Origin of the sequence: Peribacillus sp. R9-11, from assembly GCF_031345095.1 — a bacterium.
Classification (GTDB): domain Bacteria; phylum Bacillota; class Bacilli; order Bacillales; family DSM-1321; genus Peribacillus; species Peribacillus butanolivorans.
The window spans coordinates 651,081-670,264 of sequence record NZ_CP133763.1 but is presented as its reverse complement, the minus strand read 5'-3'; the positions used below and the strand labels follow the sequence as shown (position 1 = coordinate 670,264).

The window sequence follows — 19,184 nt, the reverse complement described above, 5'->3', positions numbered from 1 at the left end:
ATCTCATTTATTAGAATTTAATATATGAAACAAGTCTTCCTCAGTAATCATGGCATCTGGAAAATCACTTTCTATTAACGAACTTTGTTTAGATTCAGTGCCCACGATTTCCATTACCACTTTATCAATAGCTTCTATTAATAGATCTATCTTATTCTTAGCTAATTTTGATATTATCTTTATGGTTAGTTTTCCGTCTTGAATCAAGGCCAGGAAATGTAGTTTCGGTTTATTTTCAAATTCACCAAAATCCTTGCTATTAGATGATTCAAATTGAGAGTCCAATTTTCCTAAATAATTAAAAGTAACATGGATATCTGGCTCCTGGATGACTCCGGGTCTTAAATACTTGATCACACCATAATCAAAACCTTTATTTGGAATTTCCCTTATTGCATTCTTTGTGTTTTTTAACGTATTATTAAATGTCGCATCTGAATGTAATAATATTGGATACATCGCAGTAAACCAGCCAACTGTTCGTGTAACATCTATTGTTTCGTCTACTATTTCCCTGCCATGGCCTTCCACTTCTATCCAAAAATTCTCTACTTCAAAAGATTTGTTCACACTCTTTGCGATTAATGACAACAAAACTTCTTCTACAGTTGCTTTAGATTGACTTGTTAATTCATGGATCAAAAACTCAGTTTCTTCTTCACTAAATGACTTCTCTATTGTTCTTTCTTCTTTTGCTATAAAGTCTTCTATTATCTTAAAATCAGCTATTTTATTTTTTATTTTTTGCACCCAATAACGGATTGTTTTAGAATCCATTAACGTTTCATTGTATTTCTTTAAGAAGTTTGACCAATCTTTAAATGATGAAGTTTTAGTTGCCAGCTTTCCTGTTTGATTGTTTAATACTTGATCATGGAGATAATTAAAGTCTTCAAGTAAAATTCTCCAAGAAACAGCATCAACTAATAAATGATGGATTACCCAAAGGAAGCGATACTTGTTCGATTGTTCTTTCAAAACTAGCATTTTCATTATCGGCCCATTTCTTATGTCCAATGAACCTTGTATCGTCATTTCCCATTCATCTCTTGTTCTTATTCGTGTTTCCTCATCTAAATGATGAATATCCTTATAGACTAACTCCCATGTTTTATGATCAGAGTCTATATTCCCTAAATATTTATTGTTATGGTTTTCAAATAGGGTTAACAATCCATCATGATGTTCTACTATCTGAGATAGAATTTTTTCAATGTCCTCTAATTGAGCACAAATATTTTTACTAAACACAATAGACTGATTCCAATGACTGATAGAAGTCGTGTGTTCTGCAAAGAACCATTCTTGGATTGGGGTCAGTTCCACATTCCCTCTGGTATCAATAGGTTGAACCATGACTTTATTTTCAGTTCTCGCAATCGCAGCTAACTCAGCTACCGTTTGATTTTCAAAAATTGATTTCGGACTAATGATAATGCCTTCTTGTCTTGCTAGAGAGCATATTTGAATACTCTGAATAGAATCCCCACCAAGTTCAAAAAAGTTATCTCGGATACTTAAGACATCTATTCCTAAGACACTTTTGAAAATTTGAAGAAGAACTTTCTCATTATTCGTCTTAGGTACTTCTAAATCGGTACTACTTCTAGTGTCCGGAACCGGAAGAATAGCTGAATCAATTTTCCCATTTGCGTTTAACGGAAATTTGTCCACTTGTATAAAGAATGACGGGATCATGTAATTTGGTAATCTCTCTTTTAAAAATGCTTTTAACTGATTGGAATCGACTTGTTGTTTTGATGTGAAATAGGCAATTATTTGTTTATTTAAGTTTGGGTGATCTTGAATTTTAATGAATGAATCAATTACTTGCGGATACGTGTTGAGAGTGATCGAAATCTCATCAACTTCAACTCGAAATCCTCTTATTTTCACTTGATTATCCTTGCGCCCTAGAAAAATTAACTCACCATTGCTCGTGAATTTTGCAAGGTCACCGCTACGATATAAACGCTTTCCAACTTTAAAAGGGTGTTCAATAAACTTCTCTATTGTTAAATCATCATTATTAACATATCCAACTGCTAACCCTTCACCACCAATGTATATTTCACCAGTAGCACCTATTGGGACAAGCTTTTGCTCAGGACTTAATAAATAAATGTTAGTATTCAGTATTGGTTTACCTATCGATACTTTATTATTTTGAATCCTATTGTTTTCAAATGCCTTAAACATTTCGAATGTAGTCCATACAGAGTATTCTGTCGGGCCATACGCATTATAAAAGTTTATCTTTTGATATCGATTTAGCAAGTCTATTGGGCATTCTGACCCCGCTGAACCAACGAACGTCACATCAGAATCCTCTATATTTAGCTCTTGTAATACCGCCGGCGGTAATACAAGGTGCGTTATCTTTTCACTTATGATTTGATTTTCAAGTGCGAATAAATCAAACATTTCCTCTTTATTATTTCCGATATGCAACTCTGCACCATTTAATAAGCTTCCAAATATCTCGTATATAGAAGCATCAAAATTAAAGGTAGCAAATTGTAATACCTTTGATGTCTCATTAAGTTGTAAGTATTTGTTTTGACTTATTACTAAATTCACTACACCTCTATGAGATAACATGACCCCTTTCGGTTTTCCTGTAGTTCCAGAAGTATAAATAATGTAAGCTAAATCTGAAGGTGCAAGCAATTTAGAAAAGCTTTCTGTATCTATGTAATTTACGGATTCAATTTTTATCACATTTGCTATCTTTTTAATCTCAGGTTCTTCTTCTTGATTCGTAATACATATATCTATTTTCGAATCATTAATGATATATTCTAATCTTTCAGTTGGCAGCATAGGATCAAGCGGTACGTATGCACATCCAGCTTTAATGATCCCCAACATACTGATTACCATATCAATAGATCTGTATACATGCAGACCTACCTTATTTGAACCATTTTTCATATGGTTTCTAACCAAGTTTGCAATCACATTTGATCTTTCATCTAATTCTAGATAGGTTATACTTTCTCCATTATCAGTAACGGCTAATTTGTTCGAATGGTACTCTACGATCCTTTCAAAAATGGAGATGATTGTCTCATTTTGATATGTATCCGAAACTTCACCTTGCCACTCAGATAATAATTGATTCATTTGACTGTCATCTAAATAATCTAAATGACAAATAGGAATATTTGTATTTTGACAAATTTGGAATAACCATTTTTCGAAACTCTTCATGAGTCTTTCGATTGTTTCCCGGTGAAAAAGTTCATCAGAATACTCGAATTCAAGTACTAGCTTTTGAGAACCCTTTACTTTTATAGTAAGATCATAATTTGAAAAAGGAATGTCGAATTTATCTTTTTCAAGAGTGAAAAATGAATTGCTAAAGTTTCCATCGAAGCTTTCTTCCATTGCCAAAGCTGTTTGGAACAATGGAGAATAACTCAAGTCTCTGTCTGGATTAATGATCTCAACAATTTTTTCAAATGGAAAAGCTTGATGTTCTAATACATTCAAAATCAACTTACGATTTCTGGTTAAGATTGTGTGAAATGATTCTGTATCATCTACTGTTAACTTAAAAGGTAATGTATTAACAAAGCAGCCCACTGTACGAGCAAATTCTTCTTGGCCTCGGTTTGCGACGGTACTCCCGACAATGATTTGATTCTTCCGGGTATACTGACTTAAAAACACTTGATAGGCGGTCATCATAAAAGTATATAAAGTTATACCATTCTTCTTTAAAATCGTGTCTATCAATAAACGAAGTTCATCCGTTATATCCATTTCTAATCTGTCACCTGAATAAGAAGGTGATTTTGGGCGTTGAAAGTCAAATGGAAGTTCTAATACTTCTTCCTCTTGATTCAAATAACTTCCCCAAAACTTTCTTTGACTGGGCGTGCTCTCTTTGACCCACTCCTTATGCCAGGCAGCATAATCTAAATATTGCATTTCAATAGGGGGAATATCCTCAATCCGTCCCGTTTGAATCAATTCATAAATCCCCATTAACTCCTCGAAAAATGTCAAAAACGATACTCCATCAAAAATAATATGGTGAAAATTACATACTAAATAATATTTTTTTTCATCAATTCGAAATAACTTCATATTAAATAACGGATCATTTTCTAGATTAAAACATCTTTTCATTTCTTCATTAAGATGGGAGGCAACCCTTAAGTTAATCACTTCGGGGTCTACTTTTCGATAGTCTTCATATGCTATTACACTACGACAATCTTTCATAACGAACTGAAGAATTTGATGTTCTTCACCTTTAAAATTCGTCCGCAAAGTTTCATGGCGTTCAATCATAATATCTAGTGCCTGTTGTAAGGCGTCGATATCTACTACGCCATTTAAAATAAATTTAAATGGCATATTATAAAGCATTTTCTTTTCCTCGAGTCTATCAAACAGATACATTCGATCTTGATTATGCGAAAGTACTCCTTCACTTTCTCCTCGTTTGAAAGGTTTGTTTTCCTCGTCTTCTCTCATACTGAGAAGCATATCTATGAAACTCGCTAACTTTTCAATATTCGATTGACTTGAAATAATCTCAGGTGTTAACTGAATACCAAACTCTCTTTTTATTGAAGACAAAAACTCATGATGTTTTTCATTTGTTATTAACAATTCATTTATGTTTTCTAACAGTGTTATTTTAAGAGGATCGATAACATTTGAAATCATGTTTACTAGCTTCTCTTCTGTTCCACTAATTTTCCTGTTCATAGGAAATCACCTCAATTCTTTTCCATTCAACTTAACTTATTAATATCATCTAGTTGTTTGATGAGTACTGAAAGTTCCTTAATAGTCGATTGTTCGAACATCACTTTGATTGGTAATTTTACTCCCATGTTATTCTTCACCATTTGAATAAACTGCATTGCTAAAAGAGAGTTTCCTCCTAAATCAAAGAAGCTAGAATCTGTACTAAGGGTTTCTTGATCTAAAATTTCTTTCCAAAATCCAATAAGCTTTTCCTCAATTAACCTTTCCTTAACGACTATGGTAGTTTCCATATATCTTCGCCTCACTTAACTTTTATTTTTTCTAACATTTCATTGAGTAGTTGATTAAATACCGAAATGACTGATGACCTTAACTTCGGATTGACTACTGTCTCATTAAACTTAATTTGAACACTTGAACCAGGAGTAATGATAATGACGATTGGATAATGCGTTGTTTCCCTTCCTTCTTTCAAACTCACCTTGATTTCACTAGTACTAGGTAGTGTCATTGGGTAATTTTCGAAAGCATACAAAGAATCAAACAAGTGATCTTTAGCGTTCGCCCACTCATAAATATCTGATAATGGTGTATTTTCATAGGCACTTAATTCTAAAAACTCTTTTTGAACTTCTTTTAGTAGTTCCTTGTAAGACTTCTCTTGGGTGATTTTCTTAATAAACGGGACAGTATTGATAAATGGACCAACCATAATCTCAATATTTTCAACGGGGATATTTCTACCCGATGTCACTACTCCGCAACACACATTATCTGTTCCTTTTACTTCCTTTAATGTAGCAAGCCAAATAGTTAGAAAGAGAGTATTAATGGTAATCTTATTTTCCTGACAGAATCGTTGAATGGAAGTACTCAATTCCTCATCTAATACTTTCAAGTAGCAATTCTCAATATATTCCTCGCTTACTAATGCTCCTGTTAAACTAGGTCCTGGAATTTGAACATCTTGCAGTTTCTCCGCCCAATACTCTTGTAGTTCTTTATGCTTTGTATAATCTTTCATATATTCAACATACTTTTTAAATGAGGTACTCACGGATGAAGAAGGTGTTTTTGAATGATAAGTATTAAAAATGTCATTAATCACCATCGAGTAGCTCCAACCGTCCATAATAATATGGTGGAATGTCCATATTAATTGGTACTCATTCTCCGCTAGCTTAACGATCATGAAGCTATTTAACCTATTGTTCTCGATATCTATGCTCTTGTATTGATCTGCTAACAACTTTTCCAGCATCACATGATGATCATTCATTTCTTCATATTGAACTTCGATATCTAGAGAACTCATTAATAGTTGATAAAATATTCCTTTTCTACTTGAATATAATTTGGTTTTTAAAATATCATGTTTCCCTACTATTGTTTTAATGGCATTCTTTAATTTTCGGACATCCAAACAACCTTTGATATCAAAAATGAGTTGTACTTTATACTGGCTGCTCTCACTATCAAGCAAACTATGATATAACATCCCTTTTTGTAGAGAAGTCAGATCATAAATATCAACAATTCGTGATTCGCTGATTAGGAGTTGGTTAAGTTCCTCTTCAGGCATTTTTACTAATGGAAAGTCTTCCGACAAATACGTTGATTCTTTCAATTTTGTCTCTGCTTCTAATGTTCGTAGCAATTCCAGCAAGTTTTTTTCTATATAATTCTCAAAATCTTCTCTTGCAAAATGTCTGTTGTAATTTATTTTTATAGTTTGCTCATCATTTACTACAAGTAATTCAATATCTACTTCATGTTCAGTATAGGAGTTATGTTGAATATCTTGTTCACTAAAAAAGATAACTTCCTTCGCAACTAATTGATTGCTTTGATGAAACCTACCTAAATTATTAAAACTAATAATTGGCTTATTTTGTTTCACATGTGTTTCACCACATAGTTCTGTTATAATTCCATATTCAATCCCTTTATTAGGCAAAGCTCTTAACTTTTGCTTTGTAACTTGAATCGTTTTTGACAATGATTCTGTATTTTCTAGATAAACCGGGCACATCGTCGTAAACCATCCTACTGTTCTAGACAAATCGACATCGTCGAATAATTCTTCGCGACCATGTCCCTCCAAAGTAAAATGAATATCTTTTTTATTGAAATAATTCCCGATTATCCTAGCAAACAGAGATAAATAGAGTTCATCAATAGATGCTTTATAAGCTCTTGTCATTTGATTATAGATTTTGCTTGTGATCTCTTTATTTAGCTTCATTTCAAATGATCTTCCATCGTATACATTCTCTGTTTTAACTAATGGGCTTTCATACACTTCACTTTTTTCGTTTAGCCAGTACTCTTTAATACCTACAGGAATACTCTTTTTATATTCTTTTAGTTTGTTTGCCCATTCTTTAAATGATGTTGTTTTGTTATCCAGTTTTAGTTCTTGATTGTTGATATCTTGAATATATAATCGATCAAAGTCTTCGATTAAGATTCTCCAAGAAACCCCATCAACAATTAAATGATGAATAATCCAAATGATTGTATGCTCATCTTCGTCTGTTTTTATACAAACAATTTTCATCAGTGGCCCGTTTGAAATATTTATACCCTGCTGTGCAACGTTCTCGAGTTTAGAAATTTCTTGTTCTTGTAAGTCCTTATTCATGTTTGATAGATCTACGTATTTTGTACTCCACATTTCGTTGTGGTTCACATTCTTTTCAACTTTTGAAAATGCTTCTATACTATCAAACCTTGATCTCAGCCCATCGTGATGTTTAACGATATGTGTCATGATCTTTTGAAGCTTTTTCTCACTCATTAGCGGGTAGCCTTTTAACGTTACAGATTGATTCCAATGATTATAATTATCAATTTGTTGAGAGAAAAACCAACTTTGAATGGGTGTAAATGATGCCTTTCCAAAAACATCAGACTGGTTTATTGTTAAATCGCCCTTCAATTCCACAACCTTTGCCAGTTCTTCAATGCTTTGTTTTTCAAAGATGTCTTTTGAAGTAATAAAAAGATTTTCTTTCTTTGCAAGTGAACAAATTTGAATACTTAGGATGGAGTCTCCTCCACATTCAAAGAAGTTATCAAAGATAGTTATTTCCTGATTATTCAGCACTTCTTTCCATATATTTAACAATTTTTGTTCCGTGCCATTAATGACACTTTTTTTGTTAGTCTCTTCCTGATTAGTTCTTGGATCTGGCAAGCTCTTTATATCCACTTTTCCATTAACTGTTAGGGGAAAAGAATTCATTTTAATAAAGTAAGCAGGAATCATATAATGAGGAAGATGATTTTTCATATATACACGGATATGATCTTCTTCCAAGTCATTGTCTGAAATATAATACGCAATAATAAATTTCTTCAATTTAGATTCATCTTTTACTGTGATAAAACAATCCTTTATACCTGTACATTTTTTAAGAACAGCATTGATTTCACCTAGTTCTATTCGATATCCCCGTATTTTCACTTGGTCATCCACTCTACCTACAAATAGTAAATTCCCATCTTCTGTATACTTAACTAAATCCCCAGTTTTATATAGTTTCTTAGAGTGATTAAACGGATTTGGAATAAAACTTTCAAGGTTCTTCTCTGTATTATTTATATATCCTCTTGCAATACCTTTACCGCCAATATACAGTTCACCTATTTGCCCTTTAGGAGTAAGCTTCATTCCAGAATTAAATACGAATGCCTCTACATTTAAGATAGGCTTTCCAATGGGAATCACTGTATCGTCAATTGGAAGTATCTTATATGATGTTGAAACAACAGTACCTTCTGTTGGCCCATAATTATTATATAAATCAAAGCTCAAGCGATTAGGTATCGTTTTTAAACGATCTCCACCTGTCAAAACAGCTCTTATTGATTTTGGAAATTTCATTTCGTTAATAAATAATTGCTCAAGCAGCCCCGTTGAAAAAAATGCGAGTGAGACACTCTCTTTTTCTAACTTCTCTGAAAGGATTTCTACATCAAGTAAATCATAGTAATCTAGTATCACGAGTTTATTCCCATTTGTTAAATACGGGAATATCTCCCAAACAGAAGCATCAAAAGAAGTATTTGAAACAAGTGTTGCTGCGTCTTTTTCATAAACAGAATAATGATTAATATGCCAGTCACAGAGGTTTGCTAATCCACCATGCTCAATCATGACCCCTTTAGGTTTTCCTGTTGTTCCTGAAGTGTAGATGATATAGGCTAAATTATTTTTCGAAATTCGTATAGAATGGAACTCTTCTACTTCACTTTTTTGTTGCTTTAGTATTTCTTCGACCAATATTAGCTTACTTTCTTCGCCAGGATATTTTGAAATTCCCTCATCGTTACTCAAACAATACATGATTTGAGAATCCTCAATCATGTGTTTTAGTCGCGACTCTGGTTGTGATGGGTCCAAAGGTACATATCCCGCTCCAACCTTCATAATGGCTAAAATAGCCGTAACCATATTAATTGATCGATCCATAAAAATACCAATTTTATCTTCTATACCAACATGGTTTCGGAATAAGTGATGTGCAATCTGATTTGCACGAGCATTTAGCTCGCCAAATGTTATTTCGTCATCGCCATGAACAATGGCAATATCTTCGAAATTTGTTTTTACTTTATTCTCAAACCTAGTAATTACATCTTCAAAGTGATGATCATCCATTATTTCCAGATTTACTTTACTTGTACTCATTTCAATTATTGTTCGAAACTGTGCGGGCTCTAAATAAGACAAATCCCTTAGCTGCTTGTCATCCTGCGTTGTAATTTCTTGCAGCCAATGTTGAAAATTGTTAGCCATTCTTTGAATCGTAGTTTTATTAAATAATGATTTGTTAAATTCAAAAGAAATGACTAATGCATCATCAAATTCTTCTACTTGTACAACCAAATCAAATTTTGCTTTAAATGCATTAATTTTTTTAGGTTTTAATTTTAAAGTTTTATATGTTAACTTTTCTTTTTGGTTATTTTGTAGTACAAAAACAGTATCGAACAAAGGCGTTGAATCTATGGTCCTATCTAATGATAAATGTTTCAAAATTTTCTCTGTCGGTAAATTTTGGTGGTCAAAAACAGCTGTTATATTTTTTATATTTTTTCTCAAAATCTCTTCAAATGAATCTTCCAGAAAAACATTAATTTTAAAGGGCAAGGTGTTAACGAAATAACCTATTAATTGTTCCGTATCGACATTGTTTCTCTTCGCCAATGGGCTTCCTACAACAACTTCTTCTTCATCAAAATATACAGATAAAAAGGTTTGATATGCGGTTAGTAAACTCATAAACAAGGTTGATTTTGTTCTTTTGTGAAGATCTTCAAGATTTTTTTGAATATCTTTTGGTAATAAAAAGCTGATAATATCGGAAGTATTTTTACTATCATCTGTTTTTTGATAATCATATTGTAATAGGGACTTTTGACGCATTGTAGCTATTTCATTACTCCAGAACTCGTTGTCCTTGCTACTTATATAATTTGGTGAGGTTTTTTGCCATAAAGCATAATCTCCATATTGAATAGATCTGTTATCTAAATCATTCTTTTTTCCATTCTCGATTTCCTCATAAATAGCAAACCAGTCGTTGATCATTAATGGAATCGACCAACCATCAAAAATAATATGATGGATATTACATATCAATTGATATTCACATTCGTTTGTCTTCACTAATGTAACCGACAAGAGAGGACCATTTTCTATATCAAATTGTCGTTCCGTTTCTTCTTTCACCCATTGATTTATTTTTTCTTCCTTTTTGTCTAAAGGAATATTCGAAATATCAAAGTAGTTAATAAAATGATAAGTCGACTCATCAAAAGCTAAGATACCTTTTCCAGATTGTTCTTGAATCACACTTTTTAAAATATGATGTTTCCTGCTCATCTTATCTAACGATATTTCCAGATTTCCTTTATTCACTCCTCCTGATATTTCATAAGAAAAAACTATGTTATATAAGGATTTGTCTACATTTGTTTGGTGAATAAACCACAAGTTTTCTTGCTCATATGATAAAGGGTATGTTCTCGTATCATTTATTTTTATAGGTATATACTCTTGCTTTTCCTCTTCATTTTTCCGAGTTTCTATAACTTTGGATAATTTTGTAATCGTGTCGTTTTCCAACATCTCTGATGGAGCAAACTCGATATTAAATAGATTTTTTATATTGACAATTAATCTCATTATCGATAATGAGTTCATTCCACTTTCAAGTAGTGACTGATTGTTTCTTATAGCCTCATTACCTATAATACTTACAACCATTTCTCTTACTTTCTCACTTATTTTTTCATCTACTACCAGACTCTCAGTAGTAGAGGTAGTTTCACAATCTTTTTTACTATCTACTTTGGGTAATAATAATTTATCTAGTTTCCCATTTACAGTTAAAGGAATTTTTTCTATCTTGATAAAAAAACTTGGGATCATATAAGCTGGCAACGAGCTTCTTACACTTTCCCTCAAATAGTCAGCAGCTAATTCTTCATCCGCAACATAGTATAAAAATAAATGCATATCATCGTTAAATGCTGTATCCGATGTAACAACAGCATTTTTGATGTGTTTCACATTGTTGTACGCGCTCTCTATCTCTCCTAATTCAATTCTAAAACCTCTTAACTGGACCTGCTCATCATTCCTGGAAACATATTGAAGTTCATCATCATTTAAAACTTTCACTACATCCCCGGACTTATAGTAACGAACGTTATCAATATATGTAAATTTCTTCTCATTCATTATGATATTTTTATAGTAACCTAACGAAACACCTTTTCCTGAAATATACAACTCGCCTTCTTCATCTGAAGTTACTTCTTCTCCAAGTTGATTTATTACTTTAAACCCAAGGTGTGGCAAGACTTTTCCGATATTTGTAATCCCTTTTTCAACATCACTTTTTTCAATCTCTTTGTATGTTACATGAACGGTAGTTTCAGTTATTCCATACATATTTATTAGTTTTGGTAACTTACTATTTTCTAGTGAAAACCAATGGGTCAACTTTTTGAAGTTTAATGCTTCTCCACCAAAAATTATGTATTTTAAATTCAATTCATTTTGACGATTTATGATTTCTTCACTCACCTCGAAGAAAGCGCTTGGAGTACAATTAAAAATTGTCGTTTGTGTACGTACCATTAAATCAACAAATGATATTGGATTTCGGCTTTCTTCAAATGAAACCACTACAACTTCTCCGCCATAAATCCAAGCACCCCACATCTCCCATACAGAAAAATCAAATGCGTACGAATGGAAAAATGTCCATTTATCTTTATTATTAAGGTCGAACAAATCCTCGCATCCTAAAAACAAGTTCATAACATTTTCATGTGACACACATACTCCTTTAGGATCACCTGTAGAGCCAGAGGTAAAAATAATATAGGCTGGATCCTTAGGGTCAACTAATGTGTTTGAATTATCACCTGTCATATCTTTTGATTTCTCTATCACTTCATCAATTGTTAAATAATCACAATCATTGTCGTTTATCTTACCTATGTCCCCTATTAATAACTTTAATTCTGAATTTTTTATAATATGTTTTACTCTTTTATTCGGACTTTTAGGGTCAATTGGTACATAGGTTACACCCAATTTAAGTAATGCTACTATTAAAAATAAAACATACTCGGATTTTTCAATATAAATCCCAACATTGTCTCCTTTTTTTATCCCTTTATTCTTTAAGTACATTGCCATTTTATTTGCTAAGATATTCGTTTCTTTATATGTAAAGTGCTTATCCTTATTTCTTATCGCAATATTATCCTCATGTCTTCTTACACTTTCTTCAAACAAATATACTAAAGAATTCATATTCACTGTTTTCCCCCATTATTTTAAATATGTGCCTGATGCGACCGTCAACATATGAAAAACTAAAGAAATTAAGGCTATGATAATCGTTATGATTAATGCATTTTTCCTTTTAATAAGTGCTAATTTTTCTAAGCTATAACTAAATACAATTAAACTAATAATATAAAACAGTTCAAACTCTGCCATGAATGTGTGAAGTAAAGAATTTTCATCATGCACTAGTAAAGCTAAACTAGTAAATGTTGTTTCTTTGCTCTTCACTAAGAGAGCGATGATTGCATTAACACCAGATCCAACTACAATGAATATCCCTGCATTTATAACAGCTTGACATATCCCTTTTATGTTTACAGGTCTTACCTTTAGAACTAAAAATAATAGACATACAATTAATATTTGAATAATAAATGTGACCAATAATCCTAAAGACCCCATTACAATTGTATTAATGACAAACTTCATAGCCCCTATCTCAGAAATGGACATGCCATTTAAAACACTCATCCCTTTTTGATCTGCAGAATATAATAAAAGTGTTGTTTCGATACCAGCAATTAAACTAAGCATTAATAGAGATATTATTAATTTGTAAAATTTTCCCTCTTTTTTAAAAAGAAATTGTGCTAGTTTGTTATTACTTTTACCTTGCGCATTTGATTCCATTTTTAATTCCATTGATATTTCCCCTATTAATTTATTTTTTTAGAATTTACTGGAAATGTAACGCTTCTTATTTCATCTTTCACGAGCTCAACAGTTGATTTGTATTGAGTAAAGTTTTCATAAAAAAGTGAAATACTATTATTTTTAATATCAAACTTCGAAATTTCATAGATTTGAAGTGGAGATGTTAATCCTGTTTTTAGTATTTTTGATAAACTTTCTTTTGCACTAAAGAAAATTTCTTTACTTAAAACACCATTGCTTTCCTTAATCAGCTTTTTCTCACATTCCGTTAGATATGTCTCTAAAAATTCAGAATCAGTTTTCGTTTTAGTTTCAATATCAATTCCCATTGGATGTAATTGATCAAAAATTAATATTCCGAAAGTTTTATCTGTATGTGTGATGGAAATCCCTAAATTAATTGACGGTAATAGGTTATTAACAATAACCGGCTGTCCAAAGACACCTTTCAACAGGGATATATTCTTTATTTCACTCAAACCGATATCTAGAAATTCCATAATTGCTAATTTTCCACAGTATAAACTTTTCTTTGCTTCTATGATTCTTTTGATTCCCTTTTGCAAATTTAAATATTTCCATTCTTGTTCGTTGAATATTTCATCAGCATATTCCAAATTAACTGAAGTTGATTCATAAAACTTGATGAAAGATTTGTAAATATTGCTTCTATTCATAAAATATTCAATCAATTACTATATTCCTCCTCTTCAACTGTTAGAATCACTGAAAAAGTCCTCACTTTTCATCCACTTTCTTACATAAAGGTTATACTTTTTATACAATAAATGGTTTTTATGGATGAATTGTTACCTATTATCATTATCGATAACACTTTATCACAACAATTTTACAGAGTCTATTAAAAATTTGTAAATTTTCTACAATAAATAGCAACTTTACCAATTTTTCGAACTTTTTTTCTCTAAAAGAGTATTTTCATAACATTTTTTGTGCGAATTTTGTGATTAAAAATTTCTTTTTCATAAGTTCGTTTAATAATTTATGGATAGTCAACAGATCAAAAAACATCAAAAATCAAATTGATTGCTTTCTTACTAAACAACAAAAAACCATATTTTATTTTTTTCCACTTTAATTTTGTGAAAAAAATAAAATATGGTTTTTCGTAATGTCGTATATATTCAATATCCGATCCTTTATGGTTAAGAATCATTTTGGTTGTTTCGTAAAAATATACATTGCCTTTTTTAAAATCTCGTTCTCTTCTTTTAGATCTTTGATTATTTTGTCCTTTTCTTCTGTCAATCTAAGCTCCGAAGAAACATTATTTGCGTCTTCAAAGCCCTGTTCGTTATTTTCTTTATAGGTATTGACCCAATTTCGTAAAGTTGGTACAGAAATATCAAGCTCATCAGCCAATTCTCTAGGCTTCCTGCCTTCTTCCAATACTAATCGAGCAGCGTAAATTTTAAAATCTTTATCATGGTGCTTCCCCATAAATAGACACTCCTTTTTTAAATTTATTTAGTGCTGCCAATTTTCTATATCTCCCTTTAACATAGTAAGAATATTTTTCTAATATAAAGATTTTTATAAAGCCACTTTCAACCTATTTATCAAAATAGAAATTGTTATTATTACGATCATTAATATTATCAGAGCTGCTAAGAGAGGTTGGACACTGAACCAAATCAAGCAAAAATGAATGGCTGCAATAATGATTAAAATTGGCAATCCATATAATAGACTTATTAATACATTTGGGTTTGATTTAATTGCCTCAGATGGATTCTCCCATTCTATACTTGGGTTTTTCATATCAAATATTGGTGTTAGAAGATTGTAGCAAACTACTAAACAAGAAATAATTATTAACATGACTACATTTTCTAATTTCCAATGACCAAACAGTGCAAAGAACAAAAAGCTAACTACTACGGCTATAATACTCATTATTGATGAAAATATTACTTTAGAAAAATACACATATCCTTTATTAAACGGTGCACTCTTCAATAAATAATGGTATTTCCCTTCTCTTGAATAAGGGGTTCCACTTATATTATTTATACAACACAAGAAAAGGACCGAATATGAAAAGTATTTATCAAAAACTCCTTCTTTTGTTATGTTTAAATAATTCGGAAGCACTTCATTCTGTATTAACAATAGCATTACAATTGAAAATATTGGCGGTAATAAAAGACCTAAAGCTACTTGCATTTTAAAATAAGCTTCAGACTTAATAATCCATATCTCTCTTTGTAAATAGTTATTCCATTGATTTTTAGTGATATGAACCCTTGAGTTTTTCAAGCTCGTTTTGTTATTTTCTAATAACCCATTTTTAAAATAATTCACAGAAATATTTTCTATAATAAAAGAAAATAATAAGAGACTAAGTATTACTATAGAAATATAAATTATAAAAAATTGAACAGTTATTTGATTTGAAGCAAAAGCATTGATGATCCACTTTATCACTGGAATCATGTTTGCGGTTTCATAAATGTGTTTTAGTATAAATTCTATCGAGTTTTTTAGCCCTTCAATAGAAGTTATATCAATTTCCGAAAAAACCTTTGACATTTTAATTGTTGATTTGCTAGCAAAATAAATAATTGAAATAATCGAAAGCAGTATAATGACAGCAATGTTCACCATTAAATATGCTACTTTATTTTTAAATTTATAATAATATCTATTTATACAAGATAGAATAAATAAAAGGAGCAATGCTATTAATCCATTGACAACTGGTATAAATAACAACAATTTAATCGCTTCCACAAACTTTAGATCGATTATCAAGAACCCTAAGGTCGGTACTTGGACTGCCATTGATAAGACGATAGGCACCCATAAGCTACTGATCACTTTTGCTGTTGAAATCTTCTTATATGAGAGTGGGAGAGGTGCTAGTACGTTAAATTCATAATAAGCAAAAACTTGTGAAGTAGATAAATAGCAAACCAATGCAAAGACGAGAACACTAGAAATTGTTAGATTGTAAAACATAAAAACTTGAGTGTTTCCAAGAAAATAAACAAAGGCGTTTACAACAGTTAATTGTAAAAACATATAAAAAACGGCTATTATTAATACAACCTGTAGCATTGTCTGCTTGGGCTTTTTATAGAAGGAGGAAACAATAAATCTAGTTAATTGAAGTTTTTCCTTCATATACTTGCGCCTCCATAAAGATAGATTCTAATGAACTTTCACCTATAATATTTTTTATCTCATCATGCAAGATGATTTTTCCCTCTTTTAAAATAGCCACTGTATTACAAACTTTCTCTGCTACATCTAACAAATGTGTTGAGAAAAATACTGTACCACCCTTTTCAACGTATTGTTTGATTAAACCCTTATAAACTAACACTGCGTTTGGATCTAATCCATTTAATGGTTCATCCATAATGATGATCGGTGGATTTATTGTAAAAGCTGCTATCAATGATACTTTATGCATCATTCCATAGGAATAGCTTCCCATTGGCTTATTAATGGACTCTTGCATACCAAACCGACTGATATATTCATCCAAACTTTCGTTGTCCTCATTATCATATAGGTTCATCAAAAAACGAATCCAGTCCAACCCCGAAACGTTTTTAAATACATTAATAGTATCAGGGATGAAGAAAAATTGTTTTTTATATTCTATGCCGTCTTCTTTGGTCAGCCCATTTATTTCAACCATTCCATTTTCATAATCTAATATGCCCGTAATAATATTTAATGTCGTTGTTTTCCCTGCACCATTTGCTCCTATAAAACCTAAAATTTCCCCTTTTTTTATTTGTAAATTTACACCGTTTAAAATTTTCTTGGTTGAGTAACTTTTTTCTAAATCTGTGATGCTTAACAATGTTATCATCCCCCCATCACTTCATGATTAACACATTTCTGCCTTCTACTTATTCATTATTAAATTTCTTTTTAGAAATCCATATGTTTGTTACTAAGATTGTTAGTGCTGACAATACAATTGTCGATATTACACTCCAGATTACATCTGTATTGACTGTTCCTAAAATAAGTACTTCCATAGCATGTTTACTCATACTTGCCGGGTTCACATTGTCTATAACAGGACTTAAACCCACTACGATTCTACAGCCCAGTAAAAATACTATTGATATTAATGCAATAATACCCTGACTATTAAAAATAGTACTGATCATTGTCGTGAATGAAACTATAAATAGAATCCACATCAGATAGAACAACAAAGCTACTAATAAGTCCACAAAATCAACTCTCGTAAACAATAAAATAACATACAGATATGAGACCAAGTATCCTAGCACTACACTGCAAGCAACAAACAAATAATTGGAAATAACTTTTCCACTTATATAAGAAACAACCGTAACAGGTCTTGTAAGAATAAAGGCTAACATACCATTTGCTTTATCAGACTGTACGACCCCCATCATGGAAACGATTATAATCATGACCCCTAATTGATCAAATTGAGACCCTAATGTACTAGCAAGTACTTCGCCGCCTTTTTGAGCAGCCATACTTGGATCAATAGTGATCCCTTGGCCTCCACCTAGTGCCTTTAATATTGAAGGTAAGTAATAACTAACAACTGGTTGAGTTAATCCTAAAAATATAAATACAAGAGGCAGCCAAATAACTTTGAATTCACGTACCATCTGCACAAATTCCTTTTTCGCTAAAACGGTAAAATTATTCATTTTCCCACCACCAATTTTAAGAATATCTCTTCCAATGTATCGTTATCTATTTCAAACCGTACAAGATCAACATTGTGTTCCAGAGCACTCGCCAGTAATAAATTCTTATTTAATTCTATATTTTCCACTTCTATTTTTAATTTATTTCCAATTACCTCTACACCTTTTACAAAGTTTAAGCTTTTAACGATTTCAATCCATTCTTGATTTTTAACTGTTAAATCAACATTAATTTTATTTTCACTATTCCTGTTTAATAATTCTGTCATTGTAGTATCTTCAATTTTTTCACCATTCTTTATAATGACAAATCTCTCACATATTTCTTCTGCATCACTTAATATATGTGTTGATAATAAAATGGTCGTCTCTTTCTTTATTTCTTCTATTATATTTAGAACTTCTCTTCGACCAATTGGATCTAATGCCGAAACCGGTTCATCCATTACAATCAAAGATGGTTTATGTAACAATGCTTGTGCAATTCCAAGTCTCTGTTTCATTCCACCTGAAAAGGTTCTTACCTTTGAATTCTCTTCCCCACTTAACCCTACTTTCGACATTATTTCTGGAATACTCCGTGTTAATTCTTCCTTCTTTATTCCTGATAGCTGTCCCATAAAAGTAAGGGTTTCTTTGGCAGTCATCCATTGAAAAAAGTTTGGGTATTGTGGTAAGTAGCCTATTTCCCTTTTCATTTTAGAAATTTTCTTACCACCAAGTAAGACTTCTCCCATGCTTGGATCTATAATATCTGCAATAACTTTTATTAGTGTCGATTTACCTGCCCCATTAGGCCCTATCAATCCAACACATTCCCCTGATTGTAGTTCCATTGAAAAATTATTAACCGCTGTTTTTTCTTTAAATTTTTTAGTAACATTTTTGATTTCTAATTTCATATTCTGTCACTGTCCTTTCTACCAATAACAAAGTACAGTATTGGACCAAGAGTGTTTACAAAAATAATAATGAGTGTCCACAATAAAATATTTTTCCTCGTTTTTCGATGTCTGTATAAATCAATTAAAGCTATAAGGACTAAAATAAATCCAATAGCAATTACCGGTAAAATAATCGGCAGAAAAGACATGAAATCAATATTCTTAAATTCGTCCCATCCGTAATGCAATTGCATAACTACCACTCCTATAATTTAATAACTCAAAATAAAATGTTATCATTATTGATAATGATAACATGATAATTGGAATATTGCACCTATTTATTTTCTTTTAAAAATATTGTTT

11 protein-coding genes are annotated in these 19,184 nt (G+C 31.5%); all 11 read right to left on the bottom strand.

The features are described 5' to 3' along the window. Positions 1-3: 3 nt before the first annotated feature. Positions 4-4,725 carry a non-ribosomal peptide synthetase gene (locus RE409_RS03135; protein ID WP_309558513.1) on the bottom strand — a complete coding sequence of 1,574 codons (4,722 nt, stop codon included), beginning with the start codon at positions 4,723-4,725 and terminating at the stop codon, positions 4-6. Positions 4,726-4,751: 26 nt separating this feature from the next. Beyond that, the gene (locus tag RE409_RS03130) at positions 4,752-5,018 is read right to left on the bottom strand and encodes a phosphopantetheine-binding protein (protein WP_190270362.1); all 267 of its coding nucleotides are present in this window, start codon (positions 5,016-5,018) and stop codon (positions 4,752-4,754) included. Between the two features lie 11 nt (positions 5,019-5,029). Further along, positions 5,030-12,568, bottom strand: a complete 7,539-nt coding sequence (locus RE409_RS03125) for a non-ribosomal peptide synthetase (RefSeq protein WP_309558511.1) — start codon at positions 12,566-12,568, stop codon at positions 5,030-5,032. 18 nt (positions 12,569-12,586) lie between these two features. Beyond that, positions 12,587-13,246, bottom strand: coding sequence for a hypothetical protein (locus tag RE409_RS03120; protein ID WP_309558510.1), 660 nt, complete (start codon positions 13,244-13,246; stop codon positions 12,587-12,589). A gap of 14 nt (positions 13,247-13,260) precedes the next feature. Continuing rightward, complete coding sequence (locus tag RE409_RS03115; protein WP_201182939.1) at positions 13,261-13,950, bottom strand: 4'-phosphopantetheinyl transferase family protein; 690 nt, start codon at positions 13,948-13,950, stop codon at positions 13,261-13,263. A gap of 481 nt (positions 13,951-14,431) precedes the next feature. Next, positions 14,432-14,719, bottom strand: a complete 288-nt coding sequence (locus tag RE409_RS03110) for a transposase (RefSeq protein WP_201222219.1) — start codon at positions 14,717-14,719, stop codon at positions 14,432-14,434. Positions 14,720-14,812: 93 nt separating this feature from the next. Then, complete coding sequence (locus RE409_RS03105) at positions 14,813-16,405, bottom strand: hypothetical protein (protein WP_201254202.1); 1,593 nt, start codon at positions 16,403-16,405, stop codon at positions 14,813-14,815. After that, entirely contained in the window at positions 16,380-17,096 is a 717-nt protein-coding gene (locus tag RE409_RS03100) for an ABC transporter ATP-binding protein (RefSeq protein ID WP_201182945.1), read from the bottom strand. Before RE409_RS03100 ends, RE409_RS03105 begins: the two co-directional genes overlap by 26 nt. Positions 17,097-17,145: 49 nt before the next feature. Beyond that, complete coding sequence (locus tag RE409_RS03095) at positions 17,146-17,934, bottom strand: ABC transporter permease (RefSeq protein ID WP_201182947.1); 789 nt, start codon at positions 17,932-17,934, stop codon at positions 17,146-17,148. Continuing rightward, positions 17,931-18,836 (bottom strand): ABC transporter ATP-binding protein, encoded by a 906-nt coding sequence (locus RE409_RS03090; RefSeq protein WP_201182949.1) that lies wholly within the window; start codon positions 18,834-18,836, stop codon positions 17,931-17,933. The genes RE409_RS03095 and RE409_RS03090 overlap by 4 nt, the downstream gene beginning before the upstream one ends. Further along, complete coding sequence (locus RE409_RS03085) at positions 18,833-19,072, bottom strand: PLD nuclease N-terminal domain-containing protein (RefSeq protein ID WP_201182951.1); 240 nt, start codon at positions 19,070-19,072, stop codon at positions 18,833-18,835. The genes RE409_RS03090 and RE409_RS03085 overlap by 4 nt, the downstream gene beginning before the upstream one ends. Between the last annotated feature and the right edge of the window lie 112 nt (positions 19,073-19,184).

Coding starts and splice junctions, on each gene's coding strand:
- RE409_RS03110 (WP_201222219.1), bottom strand. CDS start 14,719: ATGGGGAAGCACCATGATAAAGATTTTAAAATTTACGCTGCTCGATTA.
- RE409_RS03135 (WP_309558513.1), bottom strand. CDS start 4,725: ATGAACAGGAAAATTAGTGGAACAGAAGAGAAGCTAGTAAACATGATT.
- RE409_RS03130 (WP_190270362.1), bottom strand. CDS start 5,018: ATGGAAACTACCATAGTCGTTAAGGAAAGGTTAATTGAGGAAAAGCTT.
- RE409_RS03120 (WP_309558510.1), bottom strand. CDS start 13,246: ATGGAATTAAAAATGGAATCAAATGCGCAAGGTAAAAGTAATAACAAA.
- RE409_RS03085 (WP_201182951.1), bottom strand. CDS start 19,072: ATGCAATTGCATTACGGATGGGACGAATTTAAGAATATTGATTTCATG.
- RE409_RS03095 (WP_201182947.1), bottom strand. CDS start 17,934: ATGAATAATTTTACCGTTTTAGCGAAAAAGGAATTTGTGCAGATGGTA.
- RE409_RS03105 (WP_201254202.1), bottom strand. CDS start 16,405: ATGAAGGAAAAACTTCAATTAACTAGATTTATTGTTTCCTCCTTCTAT.
- RE409_RS03125 (WP_309558511.1), bottom strand. CDS start 12,568: ATGAATTCTTTAGTATATTTGTTTGAAGAAAGTGTAAGAAGACATGAG.
- RE409_RS03090 (WP_201182949.1), bottom strand. CDS start 18,836: ATGAAATTAGAAATCAAAAATGTTACTAAAAAATTTAAAGAAAAAACA.